This window comes from Enterobacter cloacae complex sp. P14RS (assembly GCF_014895895.1).
Classification (GTDB): domain Bacteria; phylum Pseudomonadota; class Gammaproteobacteria; order Enterobacterales; family Enterobacteriaceae; genus Enterobacter; species Enterobacter bugandensis.
The window spans coordinates 270662-297036 of record NZ_JADBQM010000004.1 but is presented as its reverse complement, the minus strand read 5'-3'; the positions used below and the strand labels follow the sequence as shown (position 1 = coordinate 297036).

Genomic DNA, 26375 nt, shown 5'->3' with positions numbered 1-26375 from the left:
GGATATATCCCTCTTTCAGAATATTCTCTTTGCATGATCGCCTTTCTTCTGCTGTTACATTTACTTTCAGTTAAGTCTGAAATTCAAACAAACGCGATGCGCATCACCTCGTTTACCTCTATATTTTCAAAGCTTTAATAATTTTTACGGTTTCACGTTAGTGTAACCGATTACACCATTGTGATTAATCTCACATATTTTTATGGGTCGCTCACCTACCCTTATCATCAATAAAACTGATAACCCAACTGGAGGGCATAATGCCTGACAATAAAAAACAGGGGCGTACGTCCAACAAGGCGATGACTTTCTTCGTCTGCTTCCTCGCCGCCCTGGCAGGATTACTCTTTGGCCTGGATATCGGCGTCATTGCCGGCGCTCTTCCCTTCATCGCAGACGAATTCCAGATTAACGCGCATACCCAGGAATGGGTGGTTAGCTCCATGATGTTCGGTGCGGCCGTTGGGGCCGTCGGCAGCGGCTGGCTCTCCTTCAAGCTCGGACGCAAAAAGAGCCTGATGATCGGTGCGATCCTCTTCGTCGCCGGTTCGCTCTTCTCCGCTGCCGCCCCTAACGTTGAAGTGCTTATTCTTTCCCGCGTGCTGCTGGGCCTTGCGGTGGGCGTGGCGTCTTACACCGCCCCGCTCTACCTCTCCGAAATAGCGCCGGAGAAAATCCGCGGCAGTATGATTTCCATGTACCAGCTGATGATCACCATCGGTATTCTCGGCGCTTACCTGTCCGATACCGCGTTCAGCTACAGCGGCGCATGGCGCTGGATGCTCGGCGTGATCATCATCCCGGCTATTCTGCTGTTGATTGGCGTCTTCTTCCTGCCGGACAGCCCGCGCTGGTTTGCCGCCAAGCGCCGCTTCGTTGATGCCGAACGCGTGCTGCTCCGCCTGCGCGATACCAGCGCGGAAGCGAAAAACGAGCTGGAAGAGATCCGCGAAAGCCTGAAGGTAAAACAGTCCGGCTGGGCGCTGTTTAAAGAGAACAGCAACTTCCGTCGGGCGGTGTTCCTCGGCGTGCTGCTGCAGGTGATGCAGCAGTTCACCGGGATGAACGTCATCATGTACTACGCGCCAAAAATCTTTGAACTGGCGGGTTACACCAACACCACCGAGCAGATGTGGGGCACCGTTATTGTGGGCCTGACCAACGTGCTGGCGACCTTTATCGCCATCGGCCTGGTGGACCGCTGGGGTCGTAAGCCAACCCTGACCCTGGGCTTCCTGGTGATGGCGACGGGTATGGGCGTACTCGGTACGATGATGCATGTGGGCATTCACTCCCCAACCGCCCAGTACTTCGCGGTGGGCATGCTGCTGATGTTTATCGTCGGGTTTGCGATGAGCGCCGGTCCGCTGATTTGGGTACTGTGCTCTGAAATCCAGCCGCTGAAAGGGCGTGATTTTGGTATCACCTGCTCTACCGCAACCAACTGGATTGCCAACATGATCGTCGGCGCAACGTTCCTGACCATGCTCAACACCCTGGGCAATGCCAACACCTTCTGGGTCTACGCCGGTCTGAATATCTTCTTTATTGTGCTGACCGTCTGGCTGGTTCCAGAAACCAAACATGTTTCTCTGGAACATATTGAACGTAACCTGATGAAAGGTCGTCCGCTGCGCGAAATCGGCGCCCACGACTAATCCTCTTGCGGGAGGCGCCTCTTGCGCCTCCCCGCTTCCCGCTTTATGCTCTGCCCCTATGAAAGCTCCCCGTCTCCCCATCGCCATTCAGCAAGCCGTTATGCGCAGCCTGCGGGAAAAACTTGCCCAGGCGAATCTGAAACTCGGCCGCAATTACCCTGAACCGAAGCTGGTCTATCAGCAGCGCGGCACCGCAGCCGGCACCGCCTGGCTGGAACCGTACGAGATCCGCCTGAACCCGGTGCTGATGATGGAAAACCAGCAGGCGTTTATTGAAGAAGTGGTGCCGCACGAGCTGGCGCACCTTCTGGTATGGAAGCATTTTGGCCGCGTCGCACCGCACGGCAAAGAGTGGAAGTGGATGATGGAAGCGGTGCTCGGCGTTCCGGCGCGCCGTACCCATCAGTTCGAGCTGGAATCGGTACGCCGCAATACCTTCCCCTATCGCTGCCAGTGTCAGCAGCACCAGCTTACCGTCCGCCGCCATAACCGCGTGGTGCGCGGCGAGGCGACCTACCGCTGCGTCAAATGCGGCGAACCGCTGATTGCAGAGTAATCACCTGAACTTTCAGGAACTTTTCTGATCTGACTGATTGCATACAGGAACAACATTCGTTACGTTGCGGGCTCGTTTTGACACGGAGTGTAAGATGTCCCGTAATGTTTCTCTCGCGGTCGCTTTTCTGGCGACGGCGCTTTCCGGTCAGGCCCTGGCCGACGGTATCAACAGTTTTTCCCAGGCCAAGGCAGCAGGCGTGAAGGTGAACGCCGATGTGCCGGGCGATTTCTACTGCGGCTGCAAAATTAACTGGCAGGGCAAAAAAGGGGTCGTTGACCTCGAATCCTGCGGCTATAAGGTGCGTAAAAACGAAAACCGCGCCAGCCGCATCGAGTGGGAGCATGTCGTTCCGGCCTGGCAGTTTGGTCACCAGCGCCAGTGCTGGCAGGACGGCGGTCGTAAAAACTGCGCCAAAGATCCGGTTTATCGCCAGATGGAAAGCGACATGCATAACCTGCAGCCTGCGGTAGGTGAAGTGAACGGCGACCGCGGCAATTTCATGTACAGCCAGTGGAACGGTGGCGAAGGCCAGTACGGCCAGTGCGGTATGAAGGTAGATTTCAAAGAGAAAGTCGCCGAGCCCCCTGCCCGCGCGCGCGGCAGCATCGCCCGCACCTACTTCTACATGCGTGACCGTTATGACCTCAACCTTTCACGCCAGCAGACGCAGCTGTTCAATGCCTGGGATAAGCAGTATCCGGTGACGGAATGGGAATGCCAGCGCGACGAACGTATCGCCAGAGTCCAGGGGAATCATAACCCTTACGTCCAGCGGGCTTGCCAGGCGCAAAAGAGCTAACCTACACTACGGCAATTCGCTTATACCGCATGACATATGGAATTTTTGACTATGCGCATTCCCCGCATTTACCACCCTGAACTGATTACCGCAGGCCGCGAAATCGCCCTGTCTGACGACGCCGCTAACCACGTTGGCCGCGTGCTGCGCATGGGGGCTGGCCAGGCAATACAGCTGTTCGACGGCTCTAATCAGGTTTTCGACGCGGAAATCACGCGGGCGGATAAAAAAAGCGTGCATGTAAATGTCTTGCGCGGCGAAGTGGACGACCGTGAATCGCCGCTGCACATCCACCTTGGGCAGGTGATGTCGCGCGGAGAAAAGATGGAGTTCACCATTCAAAAATCCATTGAGCTGGGTGTAAGCCTCATTACGCCACTTTTTTCCGAGCGCTGTGGCGTTAAACTGGATGCGGAACGTCTGAACAAAAAGATCCAGCAGTGGCAGAAAATCGCCATTGCGGCCTGCGAACAGAGCGGCCGCAACCGTATTCCGGAGATCCGCCCGGCGATGGATCTGGAGGACTGGTGTGCAGAAGAGGATAGCGGGCTGAAGCTCAATCTTCATCCGCGCGCCAGCGCCAGCATCAATACGCTGCCGCTGCCCGTTGAGCGCGTACGCCTGCTGATTGGCCCCGAAGGCGGCCTGTCGGCGGACGAAATTGCGATGACGGCGCGCTACCAGTTTACTGATATTCTGTTGGGACCTCGCGTTCTGCGCACTGAGACAACGGCACTCACGGCCATAACCGCGCTACAGGTACGGTTTGGCGATCTGGGTTGAAGTATTAACGGAGAAGAACATGATAAAGCTCGGCATCGTGATGGATCCCATCGCAAACATTAACATCAAGAAAGATTCCAGCTTCGCCATGCTGCTGGAAGCGCAGCGTCGTGGCTATGAGCTCCACTATATGGAGATGAACGATCTTTATCTGATCAACGGTGAAGCCCGCGCACGCACCCGCATCGTTAACGTCGAGCAGAACTACGACAAATGGTACGAATTCGGCACCGAGCAGGACATTGCCCTGGCCGACCTCAACGTCATCCTGATGCGTAAAGATCCGCCGTTTGACACCGAATACATCTATAGCACCTACATCCTTGAGCGTGCCGAAGAGAAAGGGACGCTGATCGTCAACAAGCCGCAGAGCCTGCGCGACTGCAACGAGAAGCTTTACACCGCCTGGTTCTCTGACCTGACGCCGGAAACGCTGGTAACCCGCAGCAAAGCGCAGCTGAAAGAATTCTGGCAGAAGCACGGCGACATCATCATGAAGCCGCTGGACGGCATGGGCGGCGCGTCTATTTTCCGCGTGAAGGAAGGCGACCCGAACATTGGCGTGATTGCCGAAACGCTGACCGAGCTGGGCACGCGTTACTGCATGGCGCAAAACTATATTCCAGCGATCAAAGATGGCGATAAGCGCGTGCTGGTCGTGGACGGTGAGCCGGTGCCTTACTGCCTGGCGCGTATCCCACAGGGTGGCGAAACCCGCGGTAACCTGGCGGCAGGTGGCCGCGGCGAGCCGCGTCCGCTAACCGAAAGCGACTGGGAAATTGCCCGCCGCGTTGGCCCAACGCTGAAAGCCAAAGGCCTGATCTTCGTTGGCCTGGATATCATCGGCGATCGCCTGACTGAAGTTAACGTCACCAGCCCAACCTGCATTCGCGAAATCGAAGCGGAGTTCCCGATCTCGATCACCGGAATGCTGATGGACGCTATCGAAAAACGTTTACAGAAATAAACTGTGACAGCGCCTGGGTTTATCCCCATACTGGGCGCTGTCGCTTTTTAAACCAGGAAACAGTACCTCTGACAATGAATTTACAGCATCACTTTCTTATTGCCATGCCTGCTCTCCAGGATCCGATTTTTCGCCGCGCCGTGGTTTATATTTGTGAATACAATGAAGACGGCGCGATGGGTATTATCATCAACAAACCGCTGGAAAACCTGCAGGTTGAAGGGATTCTGGACAAGCTGAAAATCTCGGCTGAAGCGCGCCTGCCGGAAATCCGGCTTGATAAACCGGTGATGCTGGGTGGACCTCTTGCCGAAGATCGCGGCTTTATCCTGCATACCCCGCCGGTATTCTCTTCCAGCATTCGCATCTCCGATAACACCGTGATCACCACCTCGCGCGACGTGCTTGAAACGCTGGGCACCGCTGAGCAGCCTTCCGAAGTGCTGGTGGCGCTGGGCTATTCGTCGTGGGAGAAAGGCCAGCTTGAGCAAGAGATCCTCGATAACGCCTGGCTTACCGCACCTGCGGACATGAATATTCTGTTTAAAACCCCTATTGCCGATCGCTGGCGTGACGCGGCAAAGCTGATAGGCATTGATATTCTGACCATGCCTGGCGTAGCGGGGCACGCGTAATGAGCGGCACCCTTCTCGCCTTCGACTTCGGCACCAAAAGCATCGGCGTCGCCGTGGGTCAACGGATCACCGGCACCGCCCGCCCGCTCACGGCGCTGAAAGCTAACGACGGCACGCCGGACTGGAACCTGATTGAGCGCCTGCTCAAAGAGTGGCAGCCGGACGACGTGATTGTCGGCCTGCCGCTGAACATGGACGGCACCGAGCAACCGCTTACCGCCCGTGCGCGTAAATTCGCCAATAAAATCCATGGCCGCTTTGGCGTCTCCGTGAAGCTTCACGACGAGCGTCTCAGCACCGTCGAAGCGCGTGCAGGCCTGTTTGAACACGGTGGCTTCCGGGCGCTCAACAAAGGCAGCGTAGACTCCGCTTCAGCCGTTATCATCCTCGAAAGCTACTTCGAACAGGGCTTTTAAAGGCAGGGGCCTACAGCCGCCCCTGTGCCCGTCTCTCCGCCAGGCTCTGGTCAAAGTTCTGCATTCCCGCCTGCTGGCCGGTTTGAATGATGCCGGGCAGCTGCCACGTCTTCCCCTCACGAATCAGATTCGCCGCCGCCGCGGTGTTTACCAGCAGCTCGTACAGCGCGACGCGCCCGCCCTGAAGATCGGGAAGCAGCTTTTGCGCCAGCACTGCCCGCAGGCTGCCAGCCAGCTGGTTACGCACCGGATCTTTCTCCTGCGCCGGGAACGTATCGATCAACCGTTCAATCGCCTGTGCTGCCCCGCGCGTGTGCAGCGTCGCCAGCACCAGATGCCCGGTCTCCGCCGCCGTCAGCGCCAGGCGGATCGTTTCGCTGTCGCGCAGCTCCCCCAGCAAAATAACGTCCGGGTCCTCGCGTAACGCACTGCGCAGCGCCTCTGCAAATGACGGGCTGTGCTGGCCTATCTCCCGCTGCTGAATCAGGCAACGTTCACTCTGGTACATAAACTCCACCGGATCTTCAAGCGTGAGGATATGGCCGTCAGTATGGCGGTTGAGGAAGTCGACCATTGCGGCCAGCGTGGTGGATTTACCGCTGCCGGTCGCTCCCGTTACCAGAATCAACCCGTTGTCGCTGGACAACAGTTCGGGAATAGCGCGCGGCACCCCAAGCGAAGGGAGCTGCGGACAGGAACGCGGCAACAGCCGCAGGGTAACGGAGATGCCCTTCATCTGCTTAAACGCACTGCCGCGCAGACGCTGGTCTCCTGCGACCGTCACGGCAAAATCGACCTGCCCGTTTGCCCACCATGCGCCCTGCTGTTCGTCGTTGAGCCACGCCTTTAGCAACGCCCCGACATCGGGCGGCGGAAACGGGGCCGGCTCAAGGCGGCCCAATCTGCGCCAGCGCGGTGGTGAATCACTGCACAGGTGTAGATCGGAGACGTTATGCTTTACACTAAGGGCCACAATTTCTTCCACATCCATAGACTACTCCTCGGAAAATGAACGACATTGCGCATAACCTGGCACAGGTCCGGGACAAAATCTCAGCCGCTGCAACGCGTTGCGGCCGTGCTTCAGAAGAAATTACGTTGCTTGCAGTCAGCAAAACCAAGCCTGCGAGCGCTATCGCAGAAGCGATTGCTGCAGGTCACCGGGCGTTTGGCGAAAACTACGTGCAGGAAGGTGTGGATAAAATTCGCTACTTCCAGGAGCAGGAGACGTCCGATCTGCAATGGCACTTTATTGGTCCCCTGCAGTCGAACAAAAGCCGTCTGGTAGCAGAGCACTTTGACTGGTGCCATACCATCGACCGTCTGCGTATTGCTTCCCGTCTGAGCGACCAGCGCCCGGCGGAGATGCCTGCGCTTAACGTGCTGATTCAAATCAACATCAGTGATGAAAACAGCAAGTCCGGCATTGCGCTGAGCGAGCTGGATGCGCTGGCCGCAGAGGTGGCCGCTCTGCCGCGCTTAACCCTGCGCGGGCTGATGGCCATTCCGGCACCTGAGTCAAGTTATGAAAGGCAGTTTGCCGTGGCACAGCAAATGGCTGTAGCATTTGAGGCGCTTAAAGCGCGCTATGAAACGGTAGACACGCTTTCACTGGGCATGTCGGATGATATGGAAGCCGCCATCGCGGCAGGCAGCACTATGGTGCGCATCGGCACAGCCATTTTCGGTGCGCGCGACTACACCAAATAATAAGGAAACCTGAGGAACGCCATGAAGACGTTGACTTTCCTGCTCTCAACGGTCATTGAGCTGTACACGATGGCGCTTTTGCTGCGCGTCTGGATGCAGTGGGCCCGCTGTGACTTTTACAATCCGTTCTCCCAGTTTGTCGTGAAAATCACGCAACCTGTTGTCGGACCGCTGCGCCGTATTATCCCGGCCATGGGCCCCATCGACAGCGCTTCGCTGCTGGTGGCGTTTATTCTGAGCGTGCTCAAAGCCATCGTGCTGTTTATGGTCATCACCTTCCAGCCGATTATCTGGATTGCCGCCGTCCTGATTCTGATCAAAACCGTCGGTTTGCTGATCTTCTGGGTACTGCTGGTGATGGCGATCATGAGCTGGGTAAGCCAGGGGCGTAGCCCGGTAGAGTACGCCTTGATTCAGCTGGCCGAGCCACTGCTGCGTCCGATCCGTAACCTGCTTCCGTCCATGGGCGGCATCGACTTCTCCCCGATGATCCTGGTGCTGCTGCTCTATGTGATCAACATGGGGATCGCCGAACTGCTCCAGTCTACGGGCGATATGCTGCTGCCGGGGCTGTGGATGGCGCTATGAGTGCAGTAAGCACCTGCACCGACGGGCTGGTTTTACGGCTGTATATTCAGCCAAAAGCCAGCCGTGACAGTATTGTTGGGCTGCATGGCGACGAGCTAAAGGTCGCCATCACCGCCCCACCGGTCGATGGCCAGGCGAACGCGCATCTGACCAAATATCTGGCAAAACAGTTTCGCGTCGCCAAAAGCCAGGTCATCATTGAAAAAGGTGAACTTGGGCGGCATAAACAGGTAAAAATCCTTAATCCGCAATCTATCCCGACGGAAGTCGCGGCTCTGACAGAACAGGACTAAACCATGCAGAAAGTTGTTCTCGCGACCGGTAACGCCGGTAAAGTGCGCGAGCTGGCCTCGCTATTAAATGATTTTGGGCTGGACGTGGTGGCTCAGACCGAGCTGGGCGTGGAGTCCGCCGAAGAGACGGGCCTGACGTTTATCGAAAACGCCATTCTGAAAGCGCGCCATGCGGCGCAGGTAACCGGCCTGCCCGCGATTGCCGACGACTCCGGTCTGGCCGTGGATTTCCTCGGCGGCGCGCCGGGAATTTACTCCGCGCGCTATTCCGGGGTGGACGCCACCGACCAGCAGAATCTGGAAAAGCTGCTCGTGGCCCTGAAGGACGTTCCCGACGAACAGCGTACCGCGCAGTTCCACTGCGTGCTGGTCTACATGCGTCATGCGGAAGACCCGACGCCGATTGTCTGTCACGGCAGCTGGCCGGGCGTGATTACCCGTGAAGCGGCGGGCAACGGCGGCTTTGGCTACGACCCGATTTTCTTTGTCCCGACCGAGGGCAAAACCGCTGCGGAACTGACCCGCGAAGAGAAAAGTGCGATTTCCCACCGCGGACGCGCGCTGAAACTGTTACTGGAAGCACTGCGTAATGGCTAATTTGCCGCCTCTGAGTCTTTACATTCATATCCCGTGGTGCGTGCAGAAATGCCCGTACTGCGATTTCAATTCGCACGCGCTGAAGGGCGAAGTGCCGCACGATGACTACGTCGCGCATCTGCTGGCCGACCTGGACGCCGATGTGCCGTACGCACAGGGACGTGAAGTTAAGACCATTTTCATTGGTGGCGGTACGCCGAGCCTGCTGTCAGGCCCGGCAATGCAGACGCTGCTGGACGGCGTGCGTGCGCGTCTGAACCTGGCGGCGGATGCGGAAATTACGATGGAAGCCAACCCCGGCACCGTTGAGGCCGACCGTTTTGTCGAGTATCAGCGCGCGGGCGTGAACCGTATCTCCATCGGCGTGCAGAGCTTTAGCGAGCCGAAGCTGAAGCGTCTGGGTCGCATTCACGGCCCGGAAGAGGCGAAGCGCGCGGCGAACCTGGCAACGGGGCTTGGGCTGCGCAGCTTTAACCTCGATTTGATGCATGGCCTGCCGGATCAGTCGCTGGAAGAGGCGCTGGACGATCTGCGCCAGGCAATTGAACTGAACCCACCGCATTTGTCGTGGTATCAGCTCACCATCGAGCCAAACACGCTGTTCGGCTCCCGCCCGCCGGTGCTGCCGGATGACGACGCGCTGTGGGATATCTTCGAGCAGGGCCACAAGCTTTTGACCGCTGCCGGGTATCAGCAGTATGAAACGTCCGCCTACGCGAAGCTGGGCTTCCAGTGTCAGCACAACCTGAACTACTGGCGTTTTGGTGATTATCTGGGGATTGGCTGCGGCGCCCACGGCAAGGTGACCTTCCCGGATGGTCGCATCCTTCGCACCGCCAAAACCCGCCACCCGCGCGGGTATATGGAAGGCCGCTACCTGGAGCGTCAGCACGACGTTGAGGCGGCGGATAAGCCGTTTGAGTTCTTTATGAACCGTTTCCGCCTGCTGGAAGCCGCGCCGCGCGCGGAGTTTTCGCTGTACACTGGCCTGGCGGAATCGGTGATTCGTCCGCAGATTGACGAAGCGCTGGCAAAGGGGTATCTCACCGAGAGTGCGGAATGCTGGCAGATCACCGAGCACGGCAAGCTGTTCTTAAACTCCCTTCTTGAGCTGTTCCTCGCTGAAGATTCCTGAAGGCTGATTCAGGATTTCGCATCCCGTTCTGCCGGCTAAGGGAAAGGCTGGCAGAGTGTGGGGATGGAAATTATTCGTTTTCTGGAACAACGAACTCTGGGATACGAAGAGTTGGTGTTAGAGAGGATCTTTGAGACGCTGCAAATGCTGCAACTCTCACTCCAGCCCCCTCCCTGAAAGGGAGAGGGCTAGGGTGAGGGGAACTTACTTCAGCGTTCCCACCAGCGCCTTCCGGCTGTCTTCCAGCGACACCACGCGTTTACACACGTCTTTGCCGAACTGCTGGAAATCATCTTCCTGGTTCTTCCACTCGTTCTGAATGGAAGTCTGCAAGCCGCCCAGGCTGCCCAGCACGCCCTGCAGCGGGTTACCGCCGCCTTTCAGCACGGCTTTGGCGCCCATCTCGTTGATGCTGTCCTGCAGGATGCCGCCCATCGCCTGGTTCACCAGCTGCTGGCCGTCAGCGCGGACCTGATCGATCGCCTTATAGTGGAACGTCAGGCCATCAGAGCGCGTCTCGATAATGCGGTTCATCTGCTCTTTGAGCTGCTTGTCGAGCTTCGTAAGGCGGGAGCGCATATTACTGCTCTCCCCCACCTCTTTAGTGATGATTTTGTCCAGCGCGACGCGGCTCTTTTCGACGCGCGTCAGGGCGCCTTCATTAATCCATGGCAGCGCGGTACGCAAATCGGCCTGATAATCTTTCGCCTGCTCACGCTGTGCGGCAGTCAGGTTGTACTGTTTGCCGTTAAAGGTGACGTTTCCTTCCGGCGTAATCACCAGATTGCCGTTCTCGCCTTTGACCTGCACGGTTTGCGGGCTTAACACCACGTCATCACGCGGGGTGACGCTACATTGATAATCCGCATGGGCGGTGAATCCGGTTGCCATCAAAGCAACAGCCAGCAACGTTTTGCGCATCTTAAACACTCCCTCAGACAAAATGGGCCAGCTAATGCTGGCCCGCTTACTGCTTTATTAGTCCCACCAAACGTCGAAAAGTTCGCTCACGCGGACATCTTCCAGCTTGTGCTCTTCAAGCCATTTGCGAACCAGGGCCTGATGTTCTTCGGTGCATTTGCCCACTTCCTGGGTGCAGATCAGACCTTCCCACGCCAGGTAGCCGCTACCGTCGAAGGCCAGCTTGTTTGGCTCGATTACCTCGTTGATGAACGCATCAACGTCCTGGTCGATCTGCTCAACGCTGGTGCCTTCCGGGAAACGCCAGGCAACGGAGAAGCCCACTTCCTGGAATTCTTCGATGTGCATCTTTTTACGCAGACGACGGCTACGATTCTTTGCCATTATTTCACCCTCTCGAACATTAAGTCCCATACGCCGTGACCAAGACGATGGCCACGCTGTTCAAATTTTGTCACCGGACGCGATTGCGGACGCGGTACGTAGTCGTTGCTCTCGGACTGATTTTTGTACCCGTCCAGCGACGACATCACTTCCAGCATGTGTTCCGCATAAGGTTCCCAGTCGGTCGCCATGTGGAAAACGCCGCCCAGCTTGAGCTTGCTTTTCACCAGCTCGGCAAACGGTGCCTGAACGATACGGCGTTTATTATGACGCGCTTTGTGCCATGGGTCAGGGAAAAAGAGCTGAACCATGTTCAAAGAATTGTCAGGAATCATTTTGTGCAGCACTTCCACCGCGTCGTGACACATCACGCGCAGGTTCTCAACGCCCTCTTCGTGGGCCGTTGCCAGGCACGCGCCGACGCCCGGCGAGTGTACTTCAATGCCGAGGAAGTTCTGCTCCGGGCGCGCTTTCGCCATAGTGACCAGCGAGGTGCCCATACCAAACCCGATCTCCAGCGTGACGGGCGCGTCGCGGCCAAACAGCTCGGTAAAGTCGAGCGGCTGCTCGCTGAACTCAACGCCCATCACCGGCCAGTAGTTGTCCAGCGCGTGTTGCTGCCCTTTTGTCAGGCGGCCCTGACGGCGGACAAAGCTGCGAATACGGCGCAGCGGGCGACCGTTTTCATCAAATTCCGGTGAAATGACGTCGTTTTTCATAAAAGAGTTGTCTGCTTGTGAGAATGTTCGGGAAACGGGCATTATCCAAAGTTAAGGCTTCTATGCAAGCATGGGAAAGATCCGGTTTACAGCAGATTGACGCTGTGCTGCAATCTGCGTCCCTGATTATGCGAATCGATGACCATGCAAGCCTCTCAATTTTCAGCCCAGGTGCTGGACTGGTACGACAAATACGGGCGTAAAACCCTGCCCTGGCAAATTGAAAAAACGCCCTACAAAGTATGGCTCTCCGAGGTGATGTTGCAACAAACGCAGGTCGCCACGGTGATCCCTTACTTCGAGCGTTTTATGGCACGCTTCCCGACGGTCACCGACCTGGCAAACGCGCCGTTGGACGAAGTGCTGCACCTGTGGACCGGGCTGGGCTATTACGCCCGCGCGCGCAACCTGCACAAGGCCGCGCAGCAGGTCACCACCCGCCACAACGGTAAATTCCCTGAAACCTTTGACGAGGTGGCCGATTTACCCGGCGTAGGACGTTCAACCGCAGGCGCGATCCTCTCCCTTTCATTAGGCAAGCATTTCCCGATCCTCGACGGCAACGTGAAGCGCGTGCTCGCACGCTGCTACGCCGTTGACGGCTGGCCGGGTAAGAAAGACGTTGAAAAACGCCTGTGGGAGATCGCTGAAGCGGTCACCCCGGCGAAGGGCGTAGAGCGTTTTAACCAGGCGATGATGGATCTCGGCGCGATGGTCTGCACGCGCTCAAAACCGAAGTGCGAACTCTGCCCGGTGAACAACCTCTGCGTGGCGTATGCCAACCAGTCATGGGCGCAGTATCCGGCTAAGAAACCTAAACAGACGCTGCCGGAGCGCACCGGCTACATGCTGCTGATGCAGCACGGTGACGACGTCTTCCTCGCCCAGCGTCCGCCGAGCGGTCTGTGGGGTGGTCTATACTGCTTCCCACAGTTTGAAGATGAAAACTTGCTGCGTGAATGGCTTAAACAGCGCGGCATTGCGGCAGATACCCTGACGCAGCTGACCGCGTTTCGCCACACCTTCAGCCATTTCCATCTGGATATAGTACCGATGTGGCTTCCCGTGTCCTCATTCACCTCCTGCATGGATGAAGGCACCGCTCTCTGGTATAACTTAGCGCAACCGCCATCAGTCGGGCTGGCGGCTCCCGTGGAGCGCCTGTTACAGCAATTACGTGCCGGTGCAATGGTTTAGCATCGGCAACACAAAGAGGAATACGTATGGCCAGAACCATTTTTTGTACTTTCCTGCAGCGCGACGCTGAAGGCCAGGATTTCCAGCTCTACCCGGGCGACCTGGGCAAGCGCATCTATAACGAGATCTCCAAAGAAGCCTGGGGACAGTGGCAGAAAAAACAGACTATGCTGATCAACGAGAAAAAGCTCAGCATGATGAACCCGGAGCACCGCAAGCTGCTGGAGCAGGAGATGGTGAGCTTCCTGTTCGAGGGCAAAGACGTCCACATCGAAGGCTATACGCCGCCGGAAAAATAACAGCGTGCGGGTGAAACCCCGCCGTTAAAGCAAACACAACACGCACTCCCGGAATGATGAAAAAACTTTTAGCGCTAGCCCTTGTTGCGCCGTTGCTGGTCTCGTGCTCGTCCAAAAAAGGCGATGATTACAATGAAGCCTGGGTCAAGGACACCAACGGTTTTGACATTTTGATGGGGCAGTTTGCCCATAACATCGAGAACATATGGGGATTTAACGAAGTTCTTATTGCCGGACCGAAGGACTACGTTAAGTACACCGACGCCTATCTGACCCGTAGCCACATCAACTTTGATGAGGGTACGATCACCATTGAGACCATCGCAGGCACCGACCCTGCGGCACGGCTGCGTCAGGCGATCGTCAAAACCCTGCTGATGGGTGACGATCCGGGATCTATCGATCTCTACTCCGATGCGGACGACATCACCATTTCGAAAGAGCCGTTCCTGTACGGTCAGGTTGTCGACCAGACCGGACAGCCGATCCGCTGGGAAGGTCGCGCCACGAAATTTGCCGACTACCTGCTGCAGACGCGCCTGAAGAGCCGCTCTAACGGCCTGAAGATTATCTACAGCGTTACCATTAACCTTGTCCCGAACCACCTCGACAAGCGTGCGCATAAGTATCTGGGCATGGTGCGTCAGGCGTCGCGTAAGTATGGCGTGGACGAGTCGCTGATCCTGGCGATTATGCAGACCGAATCCTCGTTCAACCCGTACGCGGTGAGCCGTTCCGACGCGCTGGGGCTGATGCAGGTTGTCCAGCACAGCGCCGGTAAAGACGTTTTCCGCTCGCAGGGGAAATCCGGCACGCCGAGCCGCAGCTATCTGTTCGATCCGCAAAGCAACATTGATACCGGCACGGCCTATCTGGCGATGCTGAACAATGTCTATCTCGGCGGAATTGATAACCCGACGTCGCGTCGCTATGCGGTGATCACCGCCTATAACGGCGGCGCGGGCAGCGTGCTGCGCGTCTTCTCGAATGACAAAGTGCAGGCTGCGAACATCATCAACAGCATGGCGCCGGGGGATGTTTACTCCACCCTCACCACCCGCCACCCGTCTGCGGAATCCCGCCGATACCTGTATAAGGTGAATACGGCGCAGAAAAACTATCGTCGTCGGTGATCGGCCCTCCTTCTCCCACAGGGAGAAGGGGTTCTGCTTCCCCTCTCCCTGTGGGAGAGGGTCAGGGTGAGGGCATCAGGCCGCACCTATCCTCCACCCATACGAAAATGTTATTTGCATCACAATCCAAACTGCAAATTAATGTGGATTGCATTTTTTTGCGGAAGGTAACAAAACATATCGTTGCCAACTGATAGAATTGCATCAAATAACAACCCTGAATGTTCCTATAACAACATATCTCCCGCTCACTTGTGAGGAAAGTAACATGAACCTTAAGCTGCAGCTTAAAATCTTGTCGTTTCTGCAGTTCTGCCTGTGGGGTAGCTGGCTGACTACACTCGGCTCCTATATGTTTGTGACGCTCAAGTTTGATGGTGCGTCAATCGGTGCCGTCTACAGCTCGCTGGGTATTGCGGCTGTTTTCATGCCAACGCTGCTCGGTATCGTGGCGGATAAATGGTTAAGTGCGAAATGGCTGTATATGCTTTGCCATCTGGTGGGTGCGGGGACGCTGTTTATAGCGGCCGAAGTGACCACGCCGGGGGCTATGTTTATGGTGATCCTGCTTAACTCGCTGGCGTACATGCCAACGCTTGGGCTGATCAACTCCATCTCCTACTACCGCCTGAAATCTGCCGGCCTGGATATCGTCACCGACTTCCCGCCAATCCGTATCTGGGGCACCATCGGCTTTATCATGGCGATGTGGGGCGTGAGCTTCGCGGGCTTCGAGCTGAGCCACATGCAGCTGTATATTGGTGCTGCGCTCTCCGTACTGCTGGCGCTGTTCACCCTGACGCTGCCAACCATTCCGGTATCTAACCAGCAGAAAAACCAGAGCTGGAGCACCATGCTTGGCCTGGATGCCTTCGCCCTGTTCAAAAACAAGCGCATGGCGATCTTCTTTATCTTCTCCATGCTGCTGGGCGCGGAGCTGCAAATCACCAACATGTTCGGCAACACCTTCCTGCACAGCTTCGATAACGATCCGCTGTTTGCCGGGAGCTTTATCGTTGAGCACGCGTCGGTGATGATGTCCATCTCGCAGATCTCCGAGACGCTGTTCATCCTGACCATCCCGTTCTTCCTGAGTCGCTACGGCATCAAAAACGTCATGCTGATCAGTATCGCCGCGTGGATGCTGCGCTTCGGCCTGTTCGCCTACGGCGACCCGAGCGCGTTCGGCACCGTGCTGCTGGTGCTGTCGATGATTGTTTACGGCTGCGCCTTCGACTTCTTCAACATCTCCGGTTCGGTGTTTGTGGAAAAAGAGGTGAAGCCTGAAATCCGCGCCAGCGCGCAGGGCATGTTCCTGATGATGACCAACGGCTTCGGCTGTATTCTGGGCGGCGTGGTGAGCGGTAAAGTGGTTGAGATGTACACCACCAACGGTATCACCGACTGGCAGCCCGTGTGGCTGATCTTCGCGGCGTATTCGCTGGTGCTGTTCTTCGCGTTCCTCGCGCTGTTCAAGTACAAGCACGTTCGCACAGCGCACGGTACGCAGCCGATTGCGCATTAATTGTTGTGCCCGGTGGCGCTTCGCTTACCGGGCCTACAAAACCAGACCGTAGGCCGGGTAAGGCGTAGCCGCCACCCGGCTATTTTATTGCAGAGAGCATCCACCCCACCGACAGCAAATCCGCGCTGCCGCCCGGACTCAGGTTTCGTTCAATCAGTGCCTTATCCATCTTAAGCAACGCGTCGCGATCCCAGCCGTTAGCCAGCAGTTTCCGCGCATAGCCCTGAACGTAGCGCAGCCCCTGAATGCCGCCGCGTGACACGAGATTACTGTCCTGATTGACCGCCATCAGGCGCAACAGCAGGCCGTGAAGCGACTGTCCGTTCCACTGCCCCAGCGCCTTACGCACCGTCGCAAAGCCGCTCTCCGCCTCGCCTCGCGCCCCGGTTAAGCCGTACTGCTGAAACTGCCGCTCGCCCGCCGTCGCCTGCCCGCTGCGCGCTGCCAGCTCCCGCGACACCAGCCCGCGGCAGATGTTACTCACCTCACAACAGAGGCTGTCCGCAGAGACATTTTTCACACGCCCGGCAGCGAAGCACAGCAGGCCGAGAGCAAAAATCCCGCCCTTATGCGTGTTCACGCCGTTCGTCGCGGCGTACATCGCCTGCTCGCAGGCCATCCCCATCGGGCGGATAATCCGCAGCTGTGCGTCAGCGGGTTTATCCGCATGCACGTTACCGAGTTCAGCAAAGCGCGAAAACCACGGCGTAATTGCCGCGATGCTGCGGACAAACAGCGCGTGGTCCATATCGCGATGGGAACCGTTGTTGAGCTTGTCCACCAGCCCCGGTTTGGGCGTCAGCTCCAGCTCCTGCCACAGCGCCGCTTCGGCAAGCGCGGGCACGTCAACCGGGCGCGGTTTAGTCGCGAGCAAACCAGTCATCGATCGTCTTCTCCACGCGGGAAACAACCTGCTCAACGGGATGATTGCGCGAACGGGAGCAGGCATGCGCGGGCTCGTCGCAGATCAGACAGCGCCGGAGATTATCTCCCAGCGACTGACGCCCGACGTGGCCGTGCTGAGGGCAGATCACGTCCAGATCCCACAGCCTGCCGAGCGGGTGCGTCTGCTCCAGTTCCGCGCAGTGCGCTTTGATTTCCGCCGCCGGATGGGCGACGCACCACAAAGCTTCCGGTCCGGTGGGCAGCCACAGCACCTGGCGGTCCAGCACCTGCCAGCGGTTCTCCCACAGCAGCTGGTCGCACATCTGGAGCGCCACGCCCATGGTATTGCGATAGCGCAGGCTGTCCTTGATTTCCCCTGGCGTGACCAGCGTGAGGGAGATCACCGGCTGTTTATAGTGCTCAAGCATGTCAGCCTGACGGGCTGCGCGACGCTCTTTCGCCGCCAGCAGTTCCTCCAGGCTGACACCCGCCCGCACGGGTGTCGCTAAAATCATACTGACTCCTTCACCTGTCGTACGGTGTCGATCACGCTGCCGTCGCGGTAGCGGATCACCCCGACGATTTTGTCGGTAAATTCAATCGGTTTCGGGACGCCGGTCAGGGAAATCGCCCGCTCATAGAGCGCGCTGATGTCCACTACCTTCAGCCCGGCCTCCAGCAGCCGCTCGCGGATCTCCGGGCGCGCCGGGTTGACCGCAATACCGTGGTCGGTGACCAGCACGTCGATGCTCTCCCCCGGCGTGAGGCGCGTGGTGACGCGCTTGACCACCGTCGGAATGCGGCTGCGCAGCAGCGGCGCGACGACGATGGTCAGGTTGGCTGCCGCCGCCACGTCGCAGTGCCCGCCGGACGCGCCGCGCATCACGCCGTCGGAGCCGGTGATGACGTTGACGTTGAAATCGACGTCAATTTCCAGGGCGCTGAGGATCACCACGTCGAGCTGGTCGCAGCTTGCCGCCTTGCTGCCGGGGTTGGCGTAGACATTGGTGGAGATCTCCACGTGGTTCGGATTACGCGCCAGCGAGGCCGCCGCCTGACCGTCAAAGCACTGGGTGTCGAGCAGCTTTTCGATGAGCCCCTTCTCGTGCAGATCCACCAGGCTGCCGGTGATGCCGCCGAGCGCAAAGCGCGCCTTTACGCCGCTGCGCTCCATCTTCTCTTCCATAAAGCGGGTGCAGGCGGTGGCCGCCGCGCCGGAGCCGGTCTGCATCGAGAAGCCCGGCTTGAAGTAGCCGGAATGCTCGATCACGTCCGCCGCATAGCGGGCGATCATCAGCTCGCGCGGGTTGCTGGTGACGCGCGCCGCGCCGACGCTGATTTTCGCCGGGTCGCCCACACTCTCCACCTGCACGATGTAGTCCACCTGGTCCTGCACCAGGCTGGCGGGCATATTGGGAAATGGCACCAGTTCTTCAGTCAGCAGCACCACCTTGCGGGCAAAGTGCGCGTCCACCATGGCGTAGCCCAGCGAGCCGCAGCATGATTTGCCGTGCGTGCCGTTAGCATTGCCAAACGCATCGCTGCACGGCACGCCGAGAAACGCCACGTCGATATTCAGCTCGCCGTCCTGGAGCAGCTTCACGCGCCCGCCGTGGGAGTGAATGTGTACCGGCTCGTCCATCAGCCCGTGAGAGATGGCGTCCGCCAGCCTGCCGCGCATGCCCGAGGTGTAAATCCGGGTGATGACACCGCTTTCAATATGCTCGATCAGCGCGTCGTTGCAGGTCATCAGCGAGCTGGAGGCCAGAGTCAAATTTTTAAATCCCATCCGCGCCAGCAGCGCCACAACGGTATTGATCACCCGGTCGCCTTCGCGAAAGGCATGGTGGAAGGAGATGGTCATCCCGTCCTGCAGGCCGCTGCGCGCTATGGCTTCTTCAAGGGAGGCACAGAGCTTGCGGTTGTGCTTCGCGTCACTGTCCGCCAGCCAGGGCGTCGCGCTGTGGGCAGTATTAAAGGGTTTCAGGTCCCGCAGATGGGGGAAGTTTACGTGGAGAAGTTCTGTCTGATTCATTTTGTCATCCTTACCGACGCACGCCGGAAGCCGCCGCGCGCTCCAGCACCACCTGCGCGTGGTTAATAATCGGTGCATCCACCATTTTGCCGTTGAGCGACACCACGCCCAGGCCGTTACGCTCGCCCTCTTCTGCCGCTTCAATCACCCTTTTGGCGTGCTCCACCTCTTGCTGCGTCGGGGCGTATGCGTTGTGCAGCAGGTCAATCTGGCGCGGGTTGATCAGCGATTTGCCGTTAAAGCCCATCTTGCGGATCAGATCGACCTCGCGAAGGAACCCGGCCTCGTCGTTAACGTCTGACCACACCACATCGAAGGCGTCGATGCCTGCCGCACGGGCGGCGTGCAGCACGGCGCAGCGGGCGTAGAACAGCTCGGTGCCGTCGCCGCGCTCGGTCTGCATGTCCATCACGTAGTCAAAGGCGGCCAGCGCGATGCCGATGAGGCGCGGGGAGCTGCGGGCAATCGCCACGGCATTGATGACGCCAATGGCCGACTCAATCGCCGCCATCACGCGGGTGGAGCCGACTTCGCGGCCGCACTCGCGTTCAATGCGCTCAAGGTGGCCCTCCAGCTCGTAGATGTCGTCCGGGGTATCGGTTTTCGGCAGACGGATCACGTCCACGCCTGCCCGCACGGCGGCTTCCAGATCCAGCAGGCCAAACGGCGTGCTGAGCGGGTTAATGCGCACCACGGTTTCGATATCCTGATACATCGGGTGCTGTAGCGCGTGGAATACCAGCATGCGCGCGGTGTCCTTCTCACGCAGGGCGACGGCGTCCTCAAGGTCAAACATGATGGAGTCGGGACGGTAGATAAAGGCGGTAGAGAGCATGGCGGCGTTGGCGCCAGGCAGGAACAGCATGCTGCGGCGGAGTTTGCTCATTTCAGCGCCTCCCAGTTGATGGCCTGTTCATCGGCGGCACGCATCAGCGCGCTTTGCAGGCGGGCGCGAATAACACAGTCTAGCGCCCCTTTGTCTTCAATAATGATGAGCCCCTGGCGCACGTTCATGGCGCGCAGCGTGTCGTTGACCACCTGGCGAATTTGCTCGCCAAACTGCTTAATCACTTCACTGTGGATGACAATCTCCAGCTCGCCGTGAGCGGGGGCGATTTTCACCATCAGGTCGCTGGACTCCTGCGTTCCGGCCAGCGCCTCCCTTACAATATTCATGATAAATTCCTGATAGTTATGCGACTTCCGCACTCGCACGGTAATGCGTTTCGAGATGCGCGAAGGTGGAGTCCGGGACGATCTCCCGGATCCGGGAAAACTGCTGTGTCTTGAGTAAACGGCGCACTTCGGACGCCGAAATGGCGTTGCCGGTGGCCTTGATGCGCGGCATTTCCACCACCTCGATATGCGAGGCCAGCAGGTCATGCAGCGTCTGGTTGTACTGGCGGGTGATGTCGCAAAACGGCTCCGAGCCGATGAAGCGGTGCGTGATGCCGAGCGCCGGGGCGATGAAGTCCCGGAAGATCAGCACGTCGATCTCGCTCCACGCCTGCTGCACCTTGCCGGTCTCCTTCAGGAAGTAGGCCGGAAACGTGGCGCGGGAGATGATGTACTGCGAGCCTTCATGCACCACCACGTTCGGCAGGTGCGCCACGCCCGCGCGCACCATCTCGAGACGCGCGCTGAACGGAAAGAAAGACGCGTCTTCGCGCACCACGAACAGATGCAGGGCGTCACACTGCGCTGCCGCCTGCTCCACCAGATGGCGGTGGCCGAGGGTGAACGGATTGGCGTTCATCACGATGGCACCAATCTTCTCCCCACACTTGCGGCTCGCGCGCAGAGAACGGCAGTAGCGCGCGATCCCCTGCGGGGTGTTCTCCATCAGCACCGCGTTGTTCCCGCTCTGGGCAATTGGCCAGAAGCCGCTGCGGGCAAAGCGCTCCCGATTGCACGGACGGGTGCAGAGGAAGAGGTGAAAATGGCCGCGCTCCAGCGCCGCATTTTCCACCTCTGCCAGCAGCCGCGCGCTGAGGTTTTCCCCACGAAGCTGCTCGTTGACCGCCACGCATTTGATGACGTTGCCGGCAAGTCCTGCGCAACCCACCAGCTGCGCGCCGGACCAGGCTTCGACAAACAGCGTGATGTCGTTGTCCAGGCCAAGGCCGCTGTCTGCCAGCAGGTAGCGGATCTGGCTTAAGCGTTCCGGGTGTTTCGCCACCAGCGTCTGGCGAAAATCGATGGGTTGACTGTTCATGCCGCCTTTCTCAGTGTGCCGCCGCAAGCCCGACGGCTGGCGCTTCAACAATCACGTTGCTCAGATGACCGATATGCTCGATCTCCACCTCAATGCGATCCCCCTCTTTCATAAACAGCGGCGGGTTACGCTTTTTACCCACGCCGCCCGGGGAGCCGGTGATGATCACGTCGCCCGGGCTTAAGCGGGTAAAGGTGCTGATGTACTCGATGAGCTCCGCGACCTTGTGGATCATGCTGCTGGTGTTGTCCTCCTGCACCATGCGGCCGTTAAGCCAGGTGCGGATCGCCAGGCTGTGCGGGTCCGGGATCTCATCCGCCGTCGCCATCCAGGGGCCAAACGCCCCGGTCTGACGCCAGTTTTTACCGGCGGTGAACCAGGTGTGCTGCCAGTCGCGGGCGGAGCCGTCCATGTAGCAGCTGTAGCCCGCCACGTGGCGCAGGGCGTCATCGCGGCTGATGTTCTCCCCACCCTTACCGATGATCACCGCCAGCTCGCCTTCGTAGTCGAATTCGCTGGAGTGGCGCGGCTTCAGTACCGGCTCGTTGTGGCCGGTCTGTGAGTCCGGGAAGCGAACAAACAGCGTCGGGGCCGGGTTGTGCTGGTCAAACTCCTTGCGTTTGTCGGCGTAGTTCATGCCCACGCAGAGGATTTTTTCCGGCTGCACGATCACCGGTAAGAAGGTGATGGCGCTCAGCGGCACGTCCACGGCGTCGTTCAGGTAACGGGTGGCCTGCGCCAGCCCGTTGCCCTGCAGCAGCGCTTTAAGGTCGCCATAGCGGTCGCCCAGACGGCGGCCTAAATCAATCACGCCCTCGGCCTGAACGATGCCGTAGCTGCGTTTTCCCTGGTATAAAAAGCTTGCGAGTTTCATTGTTTTTTCCTGAATACTTAGACGAGGAAGTTGCCCAGAATCAGCAGTGAGACAGAGACGTTAATCGCCCCGCCGATACGGGTAGCAATCTGGGCGAACGGCATCAGGCTCATGCGGTTGCCTGCGGTCAGTATCGCCACGTCGCCGGTACCGCCCTGTCCGCTCTGACAGCAGGAGACGATGGCGACATCAATCGGGTGCATACCGATCTTTTTACCGACGAAGAACCCGGTCGCCACCAGCGCGGAGACGGTGCTGATAATCACCAGCAGGTTGGTCAGCGTGAAGGCGGCCACAAGTTCATGCCACGGGGTAATGGCCACGCCAACGGCGAAGAGGATCGGGTAGGTCACGGAGGTCTGGAAGAATTTGTACACCACCTGCGAGCCTTCCAGCAGGCGCGGAGAGGCGCCGTTGCAGAGCTTCACCAGCACCGCCATAAACAGCATACCGACCGGCGCAGGCAGGCCAATCAGCTTGTGGCCTAGCATGCCCAGCATATAGAGCAGCACCGCCAGCAGCGCGCCGGAGGCGATAGTCGTCACGTCCGCCTTGCCGGAGAACGCAGGCTGAGAGACGGTGGCATCGGCATTGGCGCGGTTAGGCATCAGCTGGCCTTCACCGGTCAGGTGCGGGTAGCGTTTACCGAGCTGGTTCAGGCAGCCGGAGATGATGATTGCCGTCAGGCCGCCGAGCATGACCATCGGCAGCACGCGGCCGAGCGCTACGCCCTGGTCCATATGCAGCAGGGTGGCATAGCCGATGGAAAGCGGAATCGCCCCTTCCCCGACGCCGCCCGCCATGATCGGCAGAATGATAAAGAAGAAGATCTGGAACGGCTCCAGGCCCAGCGCCAGCCCCACGCCCATGCCAACAATCATGCCGACGATTTCACCGCACAGCATCGGGAAGAAGATGCGCAGGAAGCCCTGAATCAGCACCGTGCGGTTCATGCTCATGATGCTGCCGACGATAATGCAGCAGATATAGAGGTAGAGAATGTTGGTGGATTTGTAGAATTTGGTCGTGGATTCCACCACCACGTCCGGCAGCAAACCGTAGTAGACCAGTGCGGAAGGGATAAAGGTGGCGCAAATCGCCGCCGCGCCAAGCTTGCCGACAATCGGCAGGCGTTTGCCGAACTCACCGCAGGCAAAGCCGAAGAAGGCCAGCGTCGCCACCATCACCACGATATCGCTCGGCAGCTTTCCGCCCAGGCAATCAATCGCGATCAGCGCACCCGCCAGAACGAACAGCGGCAGAGGAATAATCCCGATTTTCCAGGTATCCATAATATGCCACCACCGCTCCTTGAGGGATGGCCGCTGAATTTCAATCGGGTCGTGGGTAACAGAGAAAGAATCATCAGTTGTGCTCATAATAAGCCCCTTAGTTATTTTGTGCGTTCAGTTTAGAGTCACAAAGGCCTACTTTATGTGAGGAATGGCATATTAAAAGCGAAGTTTTAATGGCAGCTATGGTTTTTATGGTTTCTTTTATTTAATGTGATTTATGCCTTATTTATTATCGTGGTTTTTATGGTTTCTTTTCTGAATTGAACGACCAAATAACATTTAACTTAGCAGCATGAAGATCTTAAGCCTTCTGGATAAATCATTTACAGCCCTTGCTGTGCAAGGGATCACAAGTTTCCCGCAAAGCGGACATCCGCATGAAAAAAGATGATATATTGACGATCTTTGCCGCTACTTTGCGTGATAGTTATGAAAGTCTCTTTCCAGATTAAGTTGTTTATTTCGCTCGTTGCCTTTTTCTCAGTGCTTTTTGTGCTGCTGGGCGGATATTATTATGCCGATGTCGGAAAACAGCTTTATCAGGAAATGAGTGCGCGCGCTAAAATACAGGCAGAAGAGATTGCGCTTATTCCGTCATTGCGTACTGAAGTTGAACAAAAAGATATCAACGCCATTCATGATTTCATGCAGAAAATGGCCGCGCACAGCGACGCCAGCTTTATTGTCATTGGCGATAATACGGGACGGCATCTTTTTCACTCCGTCTTTGCCGACAGGGTGGGCACGACGCTGGTCGGCGGCGACAATGAAGCCGTATTGCAGGGGAAAAGCACGACAACCATACGTAAAGGCGGGTTGGGCATTTCACTGCGCAGTAAAGCGCCCATTTTCAACGACGCCGGGCAGGTGGTCGGCATTGTTTCAGTTGGCTATCTCACCAGCTACCTGGACACCATTACCGTCAGTAAAGTGGTCAATATCCTGATTGCCGCCGTGCTGCTGCTGATCGCCCTCTTTGTCTTCTCCTGGTTCTTTACCCGTAGTATTAAGAAGCAGATCTTCTCCCTGGAGCCACGAGAGATCGGCCTGCTGGTGCGCCAGCAAAAGGCGATGATGGAGTCCATCTACGAAGGCGTGATCGCCATTGATAACGAACGGCGCATAGAGGTGATCAACCAGGCGGCGCGAAAGCTGCTGGGCCTGAGCCAGCCGGCCCGGGAACTGCGCGGGCAGCTGATAAGCCAGGTGATCGATCCGGTCCCATTCTTCGACACGCAGACGATGCTGGCGAAAGATACCCATGACGAGATTTGCCGCTTTAACGATCTCACGGTGATTGCCAGCCGGGTACACATCATGCTTGAGGGGTCGCTGCAGGGCTGGGTGATCACCTTCCGCGATCGCAACGAGATCGACTCTCTCAGCAGCCAGCTCAGCCAGGTAAAACGCTACGTCGATAACCTGCGCATTATGCGTCATGAGCAGCTGAACCGGATGACCACCCTCTCCGGCCTGCTGCATATGGGCCGCTATGAAGAGGCCATTCGCTACATTCAGGCGCAGTCGGAGCATGCTCAGGAGCTGCTGGACTTTATCTCCTCCCGCTTTAGTTCCCCGACACTTTGCGGGCTGCTGCTGGGAAAAGCCGCCCGTGCGCGTGAGAAAGGCGTGGAGCTGAGTTTCGACCCGGCCTGTCGGCTGGACAAACCGTTCCTGCCGCTGGGAGAGCAAGAACTGATTTCGATTATTGGTAACCTGCTGGATAACGCCATCGAAGCGACGCAGCGATCGCCGCTCCCGCATGCGCCGGTGGAAGTGCTGATAAAACTCAGCGAGCAGGAGCTGATTATTGAAGTGGCCGACCAGGGCGTTGGCATTACCCCGGCGATCCGTGACCGGATATTTGAACGCGGCATCACCACCAAAACGCGGGGCGATCACGGGATTGGCCTGTATCTGATCGAAAGCTACGTCACGCAGGCTGGCGGCACAATAGAAGTTGCCGATAACATGCCGCACGGGACCATTTTCTCACTGTTTATCCCGGCCTCGGGAACCGTCCGGCAATCGGAAGATACCGACTATGCAACATGAACTTATCGACGTACTGATTGTTGAAGACGAGAACGAACTGGCACAGCTGCACGCGGAGCTTATCGGTAAACATCCGCGCCTGAGGCTGGTGGGGATTGCCGCGTCGTTGGCCGACGCGCAGCGACAGCTGGAGAGCAAACAGCCGAAGCTGATGCTGCTGGATAACTACCTGCCGGACGGCAAAGGCATCACCCTTATCAGCAACCCGATGCTGGCCCGCGCCAACTGCTCGGTGATTTTCATCACCGCCGCCAGCGATATGGACACCTGTAGCCAGGCCATTCGAAACGGCGCGTTTGACTATATCCTTAAGCCGGTCTCCTGGAAGCGGCTCAGCCAGTCGCTGGAGCGTTTTGTGCAGTTTGCAGAACAGCAGCGGGTCTGGAAGATTGTCGACCAGCAGAACGTGGATTCACTCTATCAGTTACAGGCGAAAAACTATCGTCTGGACAACGGCAGCAAGGGAATAGAGGAGAACACGCTGGCGCGGGTGCAAACGCTGTTTAACAGCAAGGCGGCGCACTGCTTTACGGTGGATGAGGTGGTGAGCGAGACGGGACTGAGTAAAACCACCACCCGACGCTATCTGGAACACTGCGTGGAGGTGGGTTTTCTGACGGTGGAGATGCTGTACGGGAAAATTGGGCATCCGAGGAGGATGTACCGCCGCGCAGAAGCCTGACGAAGTATTATAGGCC

Annotated in this window: 30 protein-coding genes; 18 read left to right on the top strand and 12 right to left on the bottom strand. The window is 57.9% G+C overall.

Annotated elements, in window-relative coordinates; translation table 11 throughout:
* Positions 1-260 precede the first annotated feature (260 nt).
* The 7 genes from galP to ruvX all read left to right on the top strand — a co-directional run bounded on the left by galP (position 261) and on the right by ruvX (position 5817).
* Positions 261-1658, top strand: coding sequence for a galactose/proton symporter (galP, locus tag IM295_RS03380; protein ID WP_041908328.1), 1398 nt, complete (start codon positions 261-263; stop codon positions 1656-1658).
* Positions 1659-1716: 58 nt separating this feature from the next.
* On the top strand, positions 1717-2214 hold the full coding sequence (locus tag IM295_RS03375; RefSeq protein WP_136485047.1) for a SprT family zinc-dependent metalloprotease: 498 nt from the start codon (positions 1717-1719) through the stop codon (positions 2212-2214).
* A gap of 94 nt (positions 2215-2308) precedes the next feature.
* A complete protein-coding gene (gene endA, locus IM295_RS03370; RefSeq protein WP_028014365.1) occupies positions 2309-3016 on the top strand; it encodes a deoxyribonuclease I in 708 nt (235 codons plus the stop codon).
* 51 nt (positions 3017-3067) lie between these two features.
* The gene (gene rsmE / locus IM295_RS03365) at positions 3068-3799 is read left to right on the top strand and encodes a 16S rRNA (uracil(1498)-N(3))-methyltransferase (protein WP_041908327.1); all 732 of its coding nucleotides are present in this window, start codon (positions 3068-3070) and stop codon (positions 3797-3799) included.
* A 19-nt stretch (positions 3800-3818) separates the two neighbouring features.
* Positions 3819-4766, top strand: coding sequence for a glutathione synthase (gene gshB / locus IM295_RS03360; protein ID WP_033146605.1), 948 nt, complete (start codon positions 3819-3821; stop codon positions 4764-4766).
* Between the two features lie 74 nt (positions 4767-4840).
* Positions 4841-5401, top strand: a complete 561-nt coding sequence (locus tag IM295_RS03355) for a YqgE/AlgH family protein (protein ID WP_028014368.1) — start codon at positions 4841-4843, stop codon at positions 5399-5401.
* Positions 5401-5817, top strand: coding sequence for a Holliday junction resolvase RuvX (gene ruvX, locus IM295_RS03350; RefSeq protein WP_021242076.1), 417 nt, complete (start codon positions 5401-5403; stop codon positions 5815-5817). Before IM295_RS03355 ends, ruvX begins: the two co-directional genes overlap by 1 nt.
* A gap of 10 nt (positions 5818-5827) precedes the next feature.
* Here ruvX and IM295_RS03345 read toward each other — a convergent pair whose 3' ends face one another.
* Positions 5828-6808, bottom strand: coding sequence for a type IV pilus twitching motility protein PilT (locus tag IM295_RS03345; RefSeq protein ID WP_193031033.1), 981 nt, complete (start codon positions 6806-6808; stop codon positions 5828-5830).
* A 17-nt stretch (positions 6809-6825) separates the two neighbouring features.
* Between IM295_RS03345 and IM295_RS03340 the strand changes: the two genes are divergently transcribed.
* Genes IM295_RS03340 through hemW form a run of 5 tightly spaced genes read left to right on the top strand, consistent with a single transcriptional unit; the run spans position 6826 to position 10140 of the window.
* Complete coding sequence (locus IM295_RS03340; protein ID WP_028014370.1) at positions 6826-7527, top strand: YggS family pyridoxal phosphate-dependent enzyme; 702 nt, start codon at positions 6826-6828, stop codon at positions 7525-7527.
* A 21-nt stretch (positions 7528-7548) separates the two neighbouring features.
* Positions 7549-8115 (top strand): YggT family protein, encoded by a 567-nt coding sequence (locus IM295_RS03335; protein ID WP_045260768.1) that lies wholly within the window; start codon positions 7549-7551, stop codon positions 8113-8115.
* On the top strand, positions 8112-8408 hold the full coding sequence (yggU, locus tag IM295_RS03330; protein WP_047364545.1) for a DUF167 family protein YggU: 297 nt from the start codon (positions 8112-8114) through the stop codon (positions 8406-8408). Before IM295_RS03335 ends, yggU begins: the two co-directional genes overlap by 4 nt.
* Positions 8409-8411: 3 nt before the next feature.
* The gene (locus IM295_RS03325) at positions 8412-9005 is read left to right on the top strand and encodes an XTP/dITP diphosphatase (RefSeq protein WP_010435473.1); all 594 of its coding nucleotides are present in this window, start codon (positions 8412-8414) and stop codon (positions 9003-9005) included.
* Positions 8998-10140 carry a radical SAM family heme chaperone HemW gene (gene hemW / locus IM295_RS03320; RefSeq protein ID WP_193066219.1) on the top strand — a complete coding sequence of 381 codons (1143 nt, stop codon included), beginning with the start codon at positions 8998-9000 and terminating at the stop codon, positions 10138-10140. Before IM295_RS03325 ends, hemW begins: the two co-directional genes overlap by 8 nt.
* 204 nt (positions 10141-10344) lie before the next feature.
* On the opposite strand, the gene IM295_RS03315 is transcribed toward hemW, so the two are convergent.
* From IM295_RS03315 to trmB, 3 genes are read right to left on the bottom strand one after another with little or no spacing between them, the layout of a single operon-like run.
* Entirely contained in the window at positions 10345-11061 is a 717-nt protein-coding gene (locus IM295_RS03315; RefSeq protein WP_041908321.1) for a DUF2884 domain-containing protein, read from the bottom strand.
* A gap of 57 nt (positions 11062-11118) precedes the next feature.
* Positions 11119-11445, bottom strand: coding sequence for a YggL family protein (locus tag IM295_RS03310; protein WP_028014375.1), 327 nt, complete (start codon positions 11443-11445; stop codon positions 11119-11121).
* Positions 11445-12164 carry a tRNA (guanosine(46)-N7)-methyltransferase TrmB gene (gene trmB, locus IM295_RS03305; RefSeq protein WP_193066218.1) on the bottom strand — a complete coding sequence of 240 codons (720 nt, stop codon included), beginning with the start codon at positions 12162-12164 and terminating at the stop codon, positions 11445-11447. Before trmB ends, IM295_RS03310 begins: the two co-directional genes overlap by 1 nt.
* Before the next feature lie 144 nt (positions 12165-12308).
* Here trmB and mutY point away from each other — a divergent pair, with 144 nt between their 5' ends.
* From mutY to IM295_RS03285, 4 genes are all read left to right on the top strand, one after another.
* Positions 12309-13361 carry an A/G-specific adenine glycosylase gene (mutY, locus tag IM295_RS03300; RefSeq protein WP_193066217.1) on the top strand — a complete coding sequence of 351 codons (1053 nt, stop codon included), beginning with the start codon at positions 12309-12311 and terminating at the stop codon, positions 13359-13361.
* A gap of 26 nt (positions 13362-13387) precedes the next feature.
* Entirely contained in the window at positions 13388-13660 is a 273-nt protein-coding gene (locus tag IM295_RS03295) for an oxidative damage protection protein (RefSeq protein ID WP_023309138.1), read from the top strand.
* 56 nt (positions 13661-13716) lie between these two features.
* Positions 13717-14793 carry a membrane-bound lytic murein transglycosylase MltC gene (mltC, locus tag IM295_RS03290; protein ID WP_045260773.1) on the top strand — a complete coding sequence of 359 codons (1077 nt, stop codon included), beginning with the start codon at positions 13717-13719 and terminating at the stop codon, positions 14791-14793.
* A gap of 268 nt (positions 14794-15061) precedes the next feature.
* The gene (locus IM295_RS03285) at positions 15062-16318 is read left to right on the top strand and encodes a nucleoside permease (protein ID WP_193066216.1); all 1257 of its coding nucleotides are present in this window, start codon (positions 15062-15064) and stop codon (positions 16316-16318) included.
* 79 nt (positions 16319-16397) lie between these two features.
* Here the strand turns inward: IM295_RS03285 and citG are convergent, their stop codons facing one another.
* From citG to IM295_RS03245, 8 genes are read right to left on the bottom strand one after another with little or no spacing between them, the layout of a single operon-like run.
* Positions 16398-17201, bottom strand: coding sequence for a triphosphoribosyl-dephospho-CoA synthase CitG (gene citG, locus IM295_RS03280; protein WP_193066215.1), 804 nt, complete (start codon positions 17199-17201; stop codon positions 16398-16400).
* On the bottom strand, positions 17179-17718 hold the full coding sequence (gene citX, locus IM295_RS03275) for a citrate lyase holo-[acyl-carrier protein] synthase (protein ID WP_193066214.1): 540 nt from the start codon (positions 17716-17718) through the stop codon (positions 17179-17181). The genes citG and citX overlap by 23 nt, the downstream gene beginning before the upstream one ends.
* On the bottom strand, positions 17715-19238 hold the full coding sequence (citF, locus tag IM295_RS03270) for a citrate lyase subunit alpha (protein WP_193066213.1): 1524 nt from the start codon (positions 19236-19238) through the stop codon (positions 17715-17717). The genes citX and citF overlap by 4 nt, the downstream gene beginning before the upstream one ends.
* Positions 19239-19248: 10 nt before the next feature.
* Positions 19249-20124 (bottom strand): citrate (pro-3S)-lyase subunit beta, encoded by an 876-nt coding sequence (gene citE / locus IM295_RS03265; RefSeq protein WP_059358303.1) that lies wholly within the window; start codon positions 20122-20124, stop codon positions 19249-19251.
* Positions 20121-20414, bottom strand: coding sequence for a citrate lyase acyl carrier protein (citD, locus tag IM295_RS03260; protein WP_028014384.1), 294 nt, complete (start codon positions 20412-20414; stop codon positions 20121-20123). The genes citE and citD overlap by 4 nt, the downstream gene beginning before the upstream one ends.
* Before the next feature lie 16 nt (positions 20415-20430).
* On the bottom strand, positions 20431-21453 hold the full coding sequence (citC, locus tag IM295_RS03255; protein ID WP_193066212.1) for a [citrate (pro-3S)-lyase] ligase: 1023 nt from the start codon (positions 21451-21453) through the stop codon (positions 20431-20433).
* A 10-nt stretch (positions 21454-21463) separates the two neighbouring features.
* A complete protein-coding gene (locus IM295_RS03250; RefSeq protein WP_059355464.1) occupies positions 21464-22327 on the bottom strand; it encodes a fumarylacetoacetate hydrolase family protein in 864 nt (287 codons plus the stop codon).
* 17 nt (positions 22328-22344) lie between these two features.
* Positions 22345-23706, bottom strand: a complete 1362-nt coding sequence (locus tag IM295_RS03245; protein ID WP_045630637.1) for a 2-hydroxycarboxylate transporter family protein — start codon at positions 23704-23706, stop codon at positions 22345-22347.
* A gap of 345 nt (positions 23707-24051) precedes the next feature.
* On the opposite strand from IM295_RS03245, the gene IM295_RS03240 reads away from it, so the two are divergent.
* Both IM295_RS03240 and IM295_RS03235 read left to right on the top strand, forming a co-directional pair.
* Positions 24052-25677: a sensor histidine kinase gene (locus IM295_RS03240; RefSeq protein ID WP_193066211.1), complete on the top strand. Its 1626-nt coding sequence runs from the start codon at positions 24052-24054 to the stop codon at positions 25675-25677.
* Positions 25667-26359, top strand: a complete 693-nt coding sequence (locus IM295_RS03235; RefSeq protein ID WP_047367414.1) for a response regulator — start codon at positions 25667-25669, stop codon at positions 26357-26359. Before IM295_RS03240 ends, IM295_RS03235 begins: the two co-directional genes overlap by 11 nt.
* Positions 26360-26375: the final 16 nt, after the last annotated feature.

What these genes read in the sequence shown, in the direction of transcription:
- hemW (WP_193066219.1), top strand. Translation starts at nt 8,998, where the DNA reads ATGGCTAATTTGCCGCCTCTGAGTCTTTACATTCATATCCCGTGGTGC.
- IM295_RS03285 (WP_193066216.1), top strand. Translation starts at nt 15,062, where the DNA reads ATGAACCTTAAGCTGCAGCTTAAAATCTTGTCGTTTCTGCAGTTCTGC.
- rsmE (WP_041908327.1), top strand. Translation starts at nt 3,068, where the DNA reads ATGCGCATTCCCCGCATTTACCACCCTGAACTGATTACCGCAGGCCGC.
- ruvX (WP_021242076.1), top strand. Translation starts at nt 5,401, where the DNA reads ATGAGCGGCACCCTTCTCGCCTTCGACTTCGGCACCAAAAGCATCGGC.
- citD (WP_028014384.1), bottom strand. Translation starts at nt 20,414, where the DNA reads ATGAATATTGTAAGGGAGGCGCTGGCCGGAACGCAGGAGTCCAGCGAC.
- mutY (WP_193066217.1), top strand. Translation starts at nt 12,309, where the DNA reads ATGCAAGCCTCTCAATTTTCAGCCCAGGTGCTGGACTGGTACGACAAA.
- trmB (WP_193066218.1), bottom strand. Translation starts at nt 12,164, where the DNA reads ATGAAAAACGACGTCATTTCACCGGAATTTGATGAAAACGGTCGCCCG.
- IM295_RS03250 (WP_059355464.1), bottom strand. Translation starts at nt 22,327, where the DNA reads ATGAAACTCGCAAGCTTTTTATACCAGGGAAAACGCAGCTACGGCATC.
- mltC (WP_045260773.1), top strand. Translation starts at nt 13,717, where the DNA reads ATGAAAAAACTTTTAGCGCTAGCCCTTGTTGCGCCGTTGCTGGTCTCG.
- IM295_RS03310 (WP_028014375.1), bottom strand. Translation starts at nt 11,445, where the DNA reads ATGGCAAAGAATCGTAGCCGTCGTCTGCGTAAAAAGATGCACATCGAA.
- IM295_RS03335 (WP_045260768.1), top strand. Translation starts at nt 7,549, where the DNA reads ATGAAGACGTTGACTTTCCTGCTCTCAACGGTCATTGAGCTGTACACG.
- endA (WP_028014365.1), top strand. Translation starts at nt 2,309, where the DNA reads ATGTCCCGTAATGTTTCTCTCGCGGTCGCTTTTCTGGCGACGGCGCTT.
- galP (WP_041908328.1), top strand. Translation starts at nt 261, where the DNA reads ATGCCTGACAATAAAAAACAGGGGCGTACGTCCAACAAGGCGATGACT.
- IM295_RS03315 (WP_041908321.1), bottom strand. Translation starts at nt 11,061, where the DNA reads ATGCGCAAAACGTTGCTGGCTGTTGCTTTGATGGCAACCGGATTCACC.
- citG (WP_193066215.1), bottom strand. Translation starts at nt 17,201, where the DNA reads ATGACTGGTTTGCTCGCGACTAAACCGCGCCCGGTTGACGTGCCCGCG.
- IM295_RS03340 (WP_028014370.1), top strand. Translation starts at nt 6,826, where the DNA reads ATGAACGACATTGCGCATAACCTGGCACAGGTCCGGGACAAAATCTCA.
- IM295_RS03245 (WP_045630637.1), bottom strand. Translation starts at nt 23,706, where the DNA reads ATGAGCACAACTGATGATTCTTTCTCTGTTACCCACGACCCGATTGAA.
- IM295_RS03355 (WP_028014368.1), top strand. Translation starts at nt 4,841, where the DNA reads ATGAATTTACAGCATCACTTTCTTATTGCCATGCCTGCTCTCCAGGAT.
- citE (WP_059358303.1), bottom strand. Translation starts at nt 20,124, where the DNA reads ATGAGCAAACTCCGCCGCAGCATGCTGTTCCTGCCTGGCGCCAACGCC.
- gshB (WP_033146605.1), top strand. Translation starts at nt 3,819, where the DNA reads ATGATAAAGCTCGGCATCGTGATGGATCCCATCGCAAACATTAACATC.
- citC (WP_193066212.1), bottom strand. Translation starts at nt 21,453, where the DNA reads ATGAACAGTCAACCCATCGATTTTCGCCAGACGCTGGTGGCGAAACAC.
- IM295_RS03375 (WP_136485047.1), top strand. Translation starts at nt 1,717, where the DNA reads ATGAAAGCTCCCCGTCTCCCCATCGCCATTCAGCAAGCCGTTATGCGC.
- IM295_RS03295 (WP_023309138.1), top strand. Translation starts at nt 13,388, where the DNA reads ATGGCCAGAACCATTTTTTGTACTTTCCTGCAGCGCGACGCTGAAGGC.
- IM295_RS03240 (WP_193066211.1), top strand. Translation starts at nt 24,052, where the DNA reads ATGAAAGTCTCTTTCCAGATTAAGTTGTTTATTTCGCTCGTTGCCTTT.
- yggU (WP_047364545.1), top strand. Translation starts at nt 8,112, where the DNA reads ATGAGTGCAGTAAGCACCTGCACCGACGGGCTGGTTTTACGGCTGTAT.
- IM295_RS03345 (WP_193031033.1), bottom strand. Translation starts at nt 6,808, where the DNA reads ATGGATGTGGAAGAAATTGTGGCCCTTAGTGTAAAGCATAACGTCTCC.
- IM295_RS03235 (WP_047367414.1), top strand. Translation starts at nt 25,667, where the DNA reads ATGCAACATGAACTTATCGACGTACTGATTGTTGAAGACGAGAACGAA.
- citF (WP_193066213.1), bottom strand. Translation starts at nt 19,238, where the DNA reads ATGAATCAGACAGAACTTCTCCACGTAAACTTCCCCCATCTGCGGGAC.
- IM295_RS03325 (WP_010435473.1), top strand. Translation starts at nt 8,412, where the DNA reads ATGCAGAAAGTTGTTCTCGCGACCGGTAACGCCGGTAAAGTGCGCGAG.
- citX (WP_193066214.1), bottom strand. Translation starts at nt 17,718, where the DNA reads ATGATTTTAGCGACACCCGTGCGGGCGGGTGTCAGCCTGGAGGAACTG.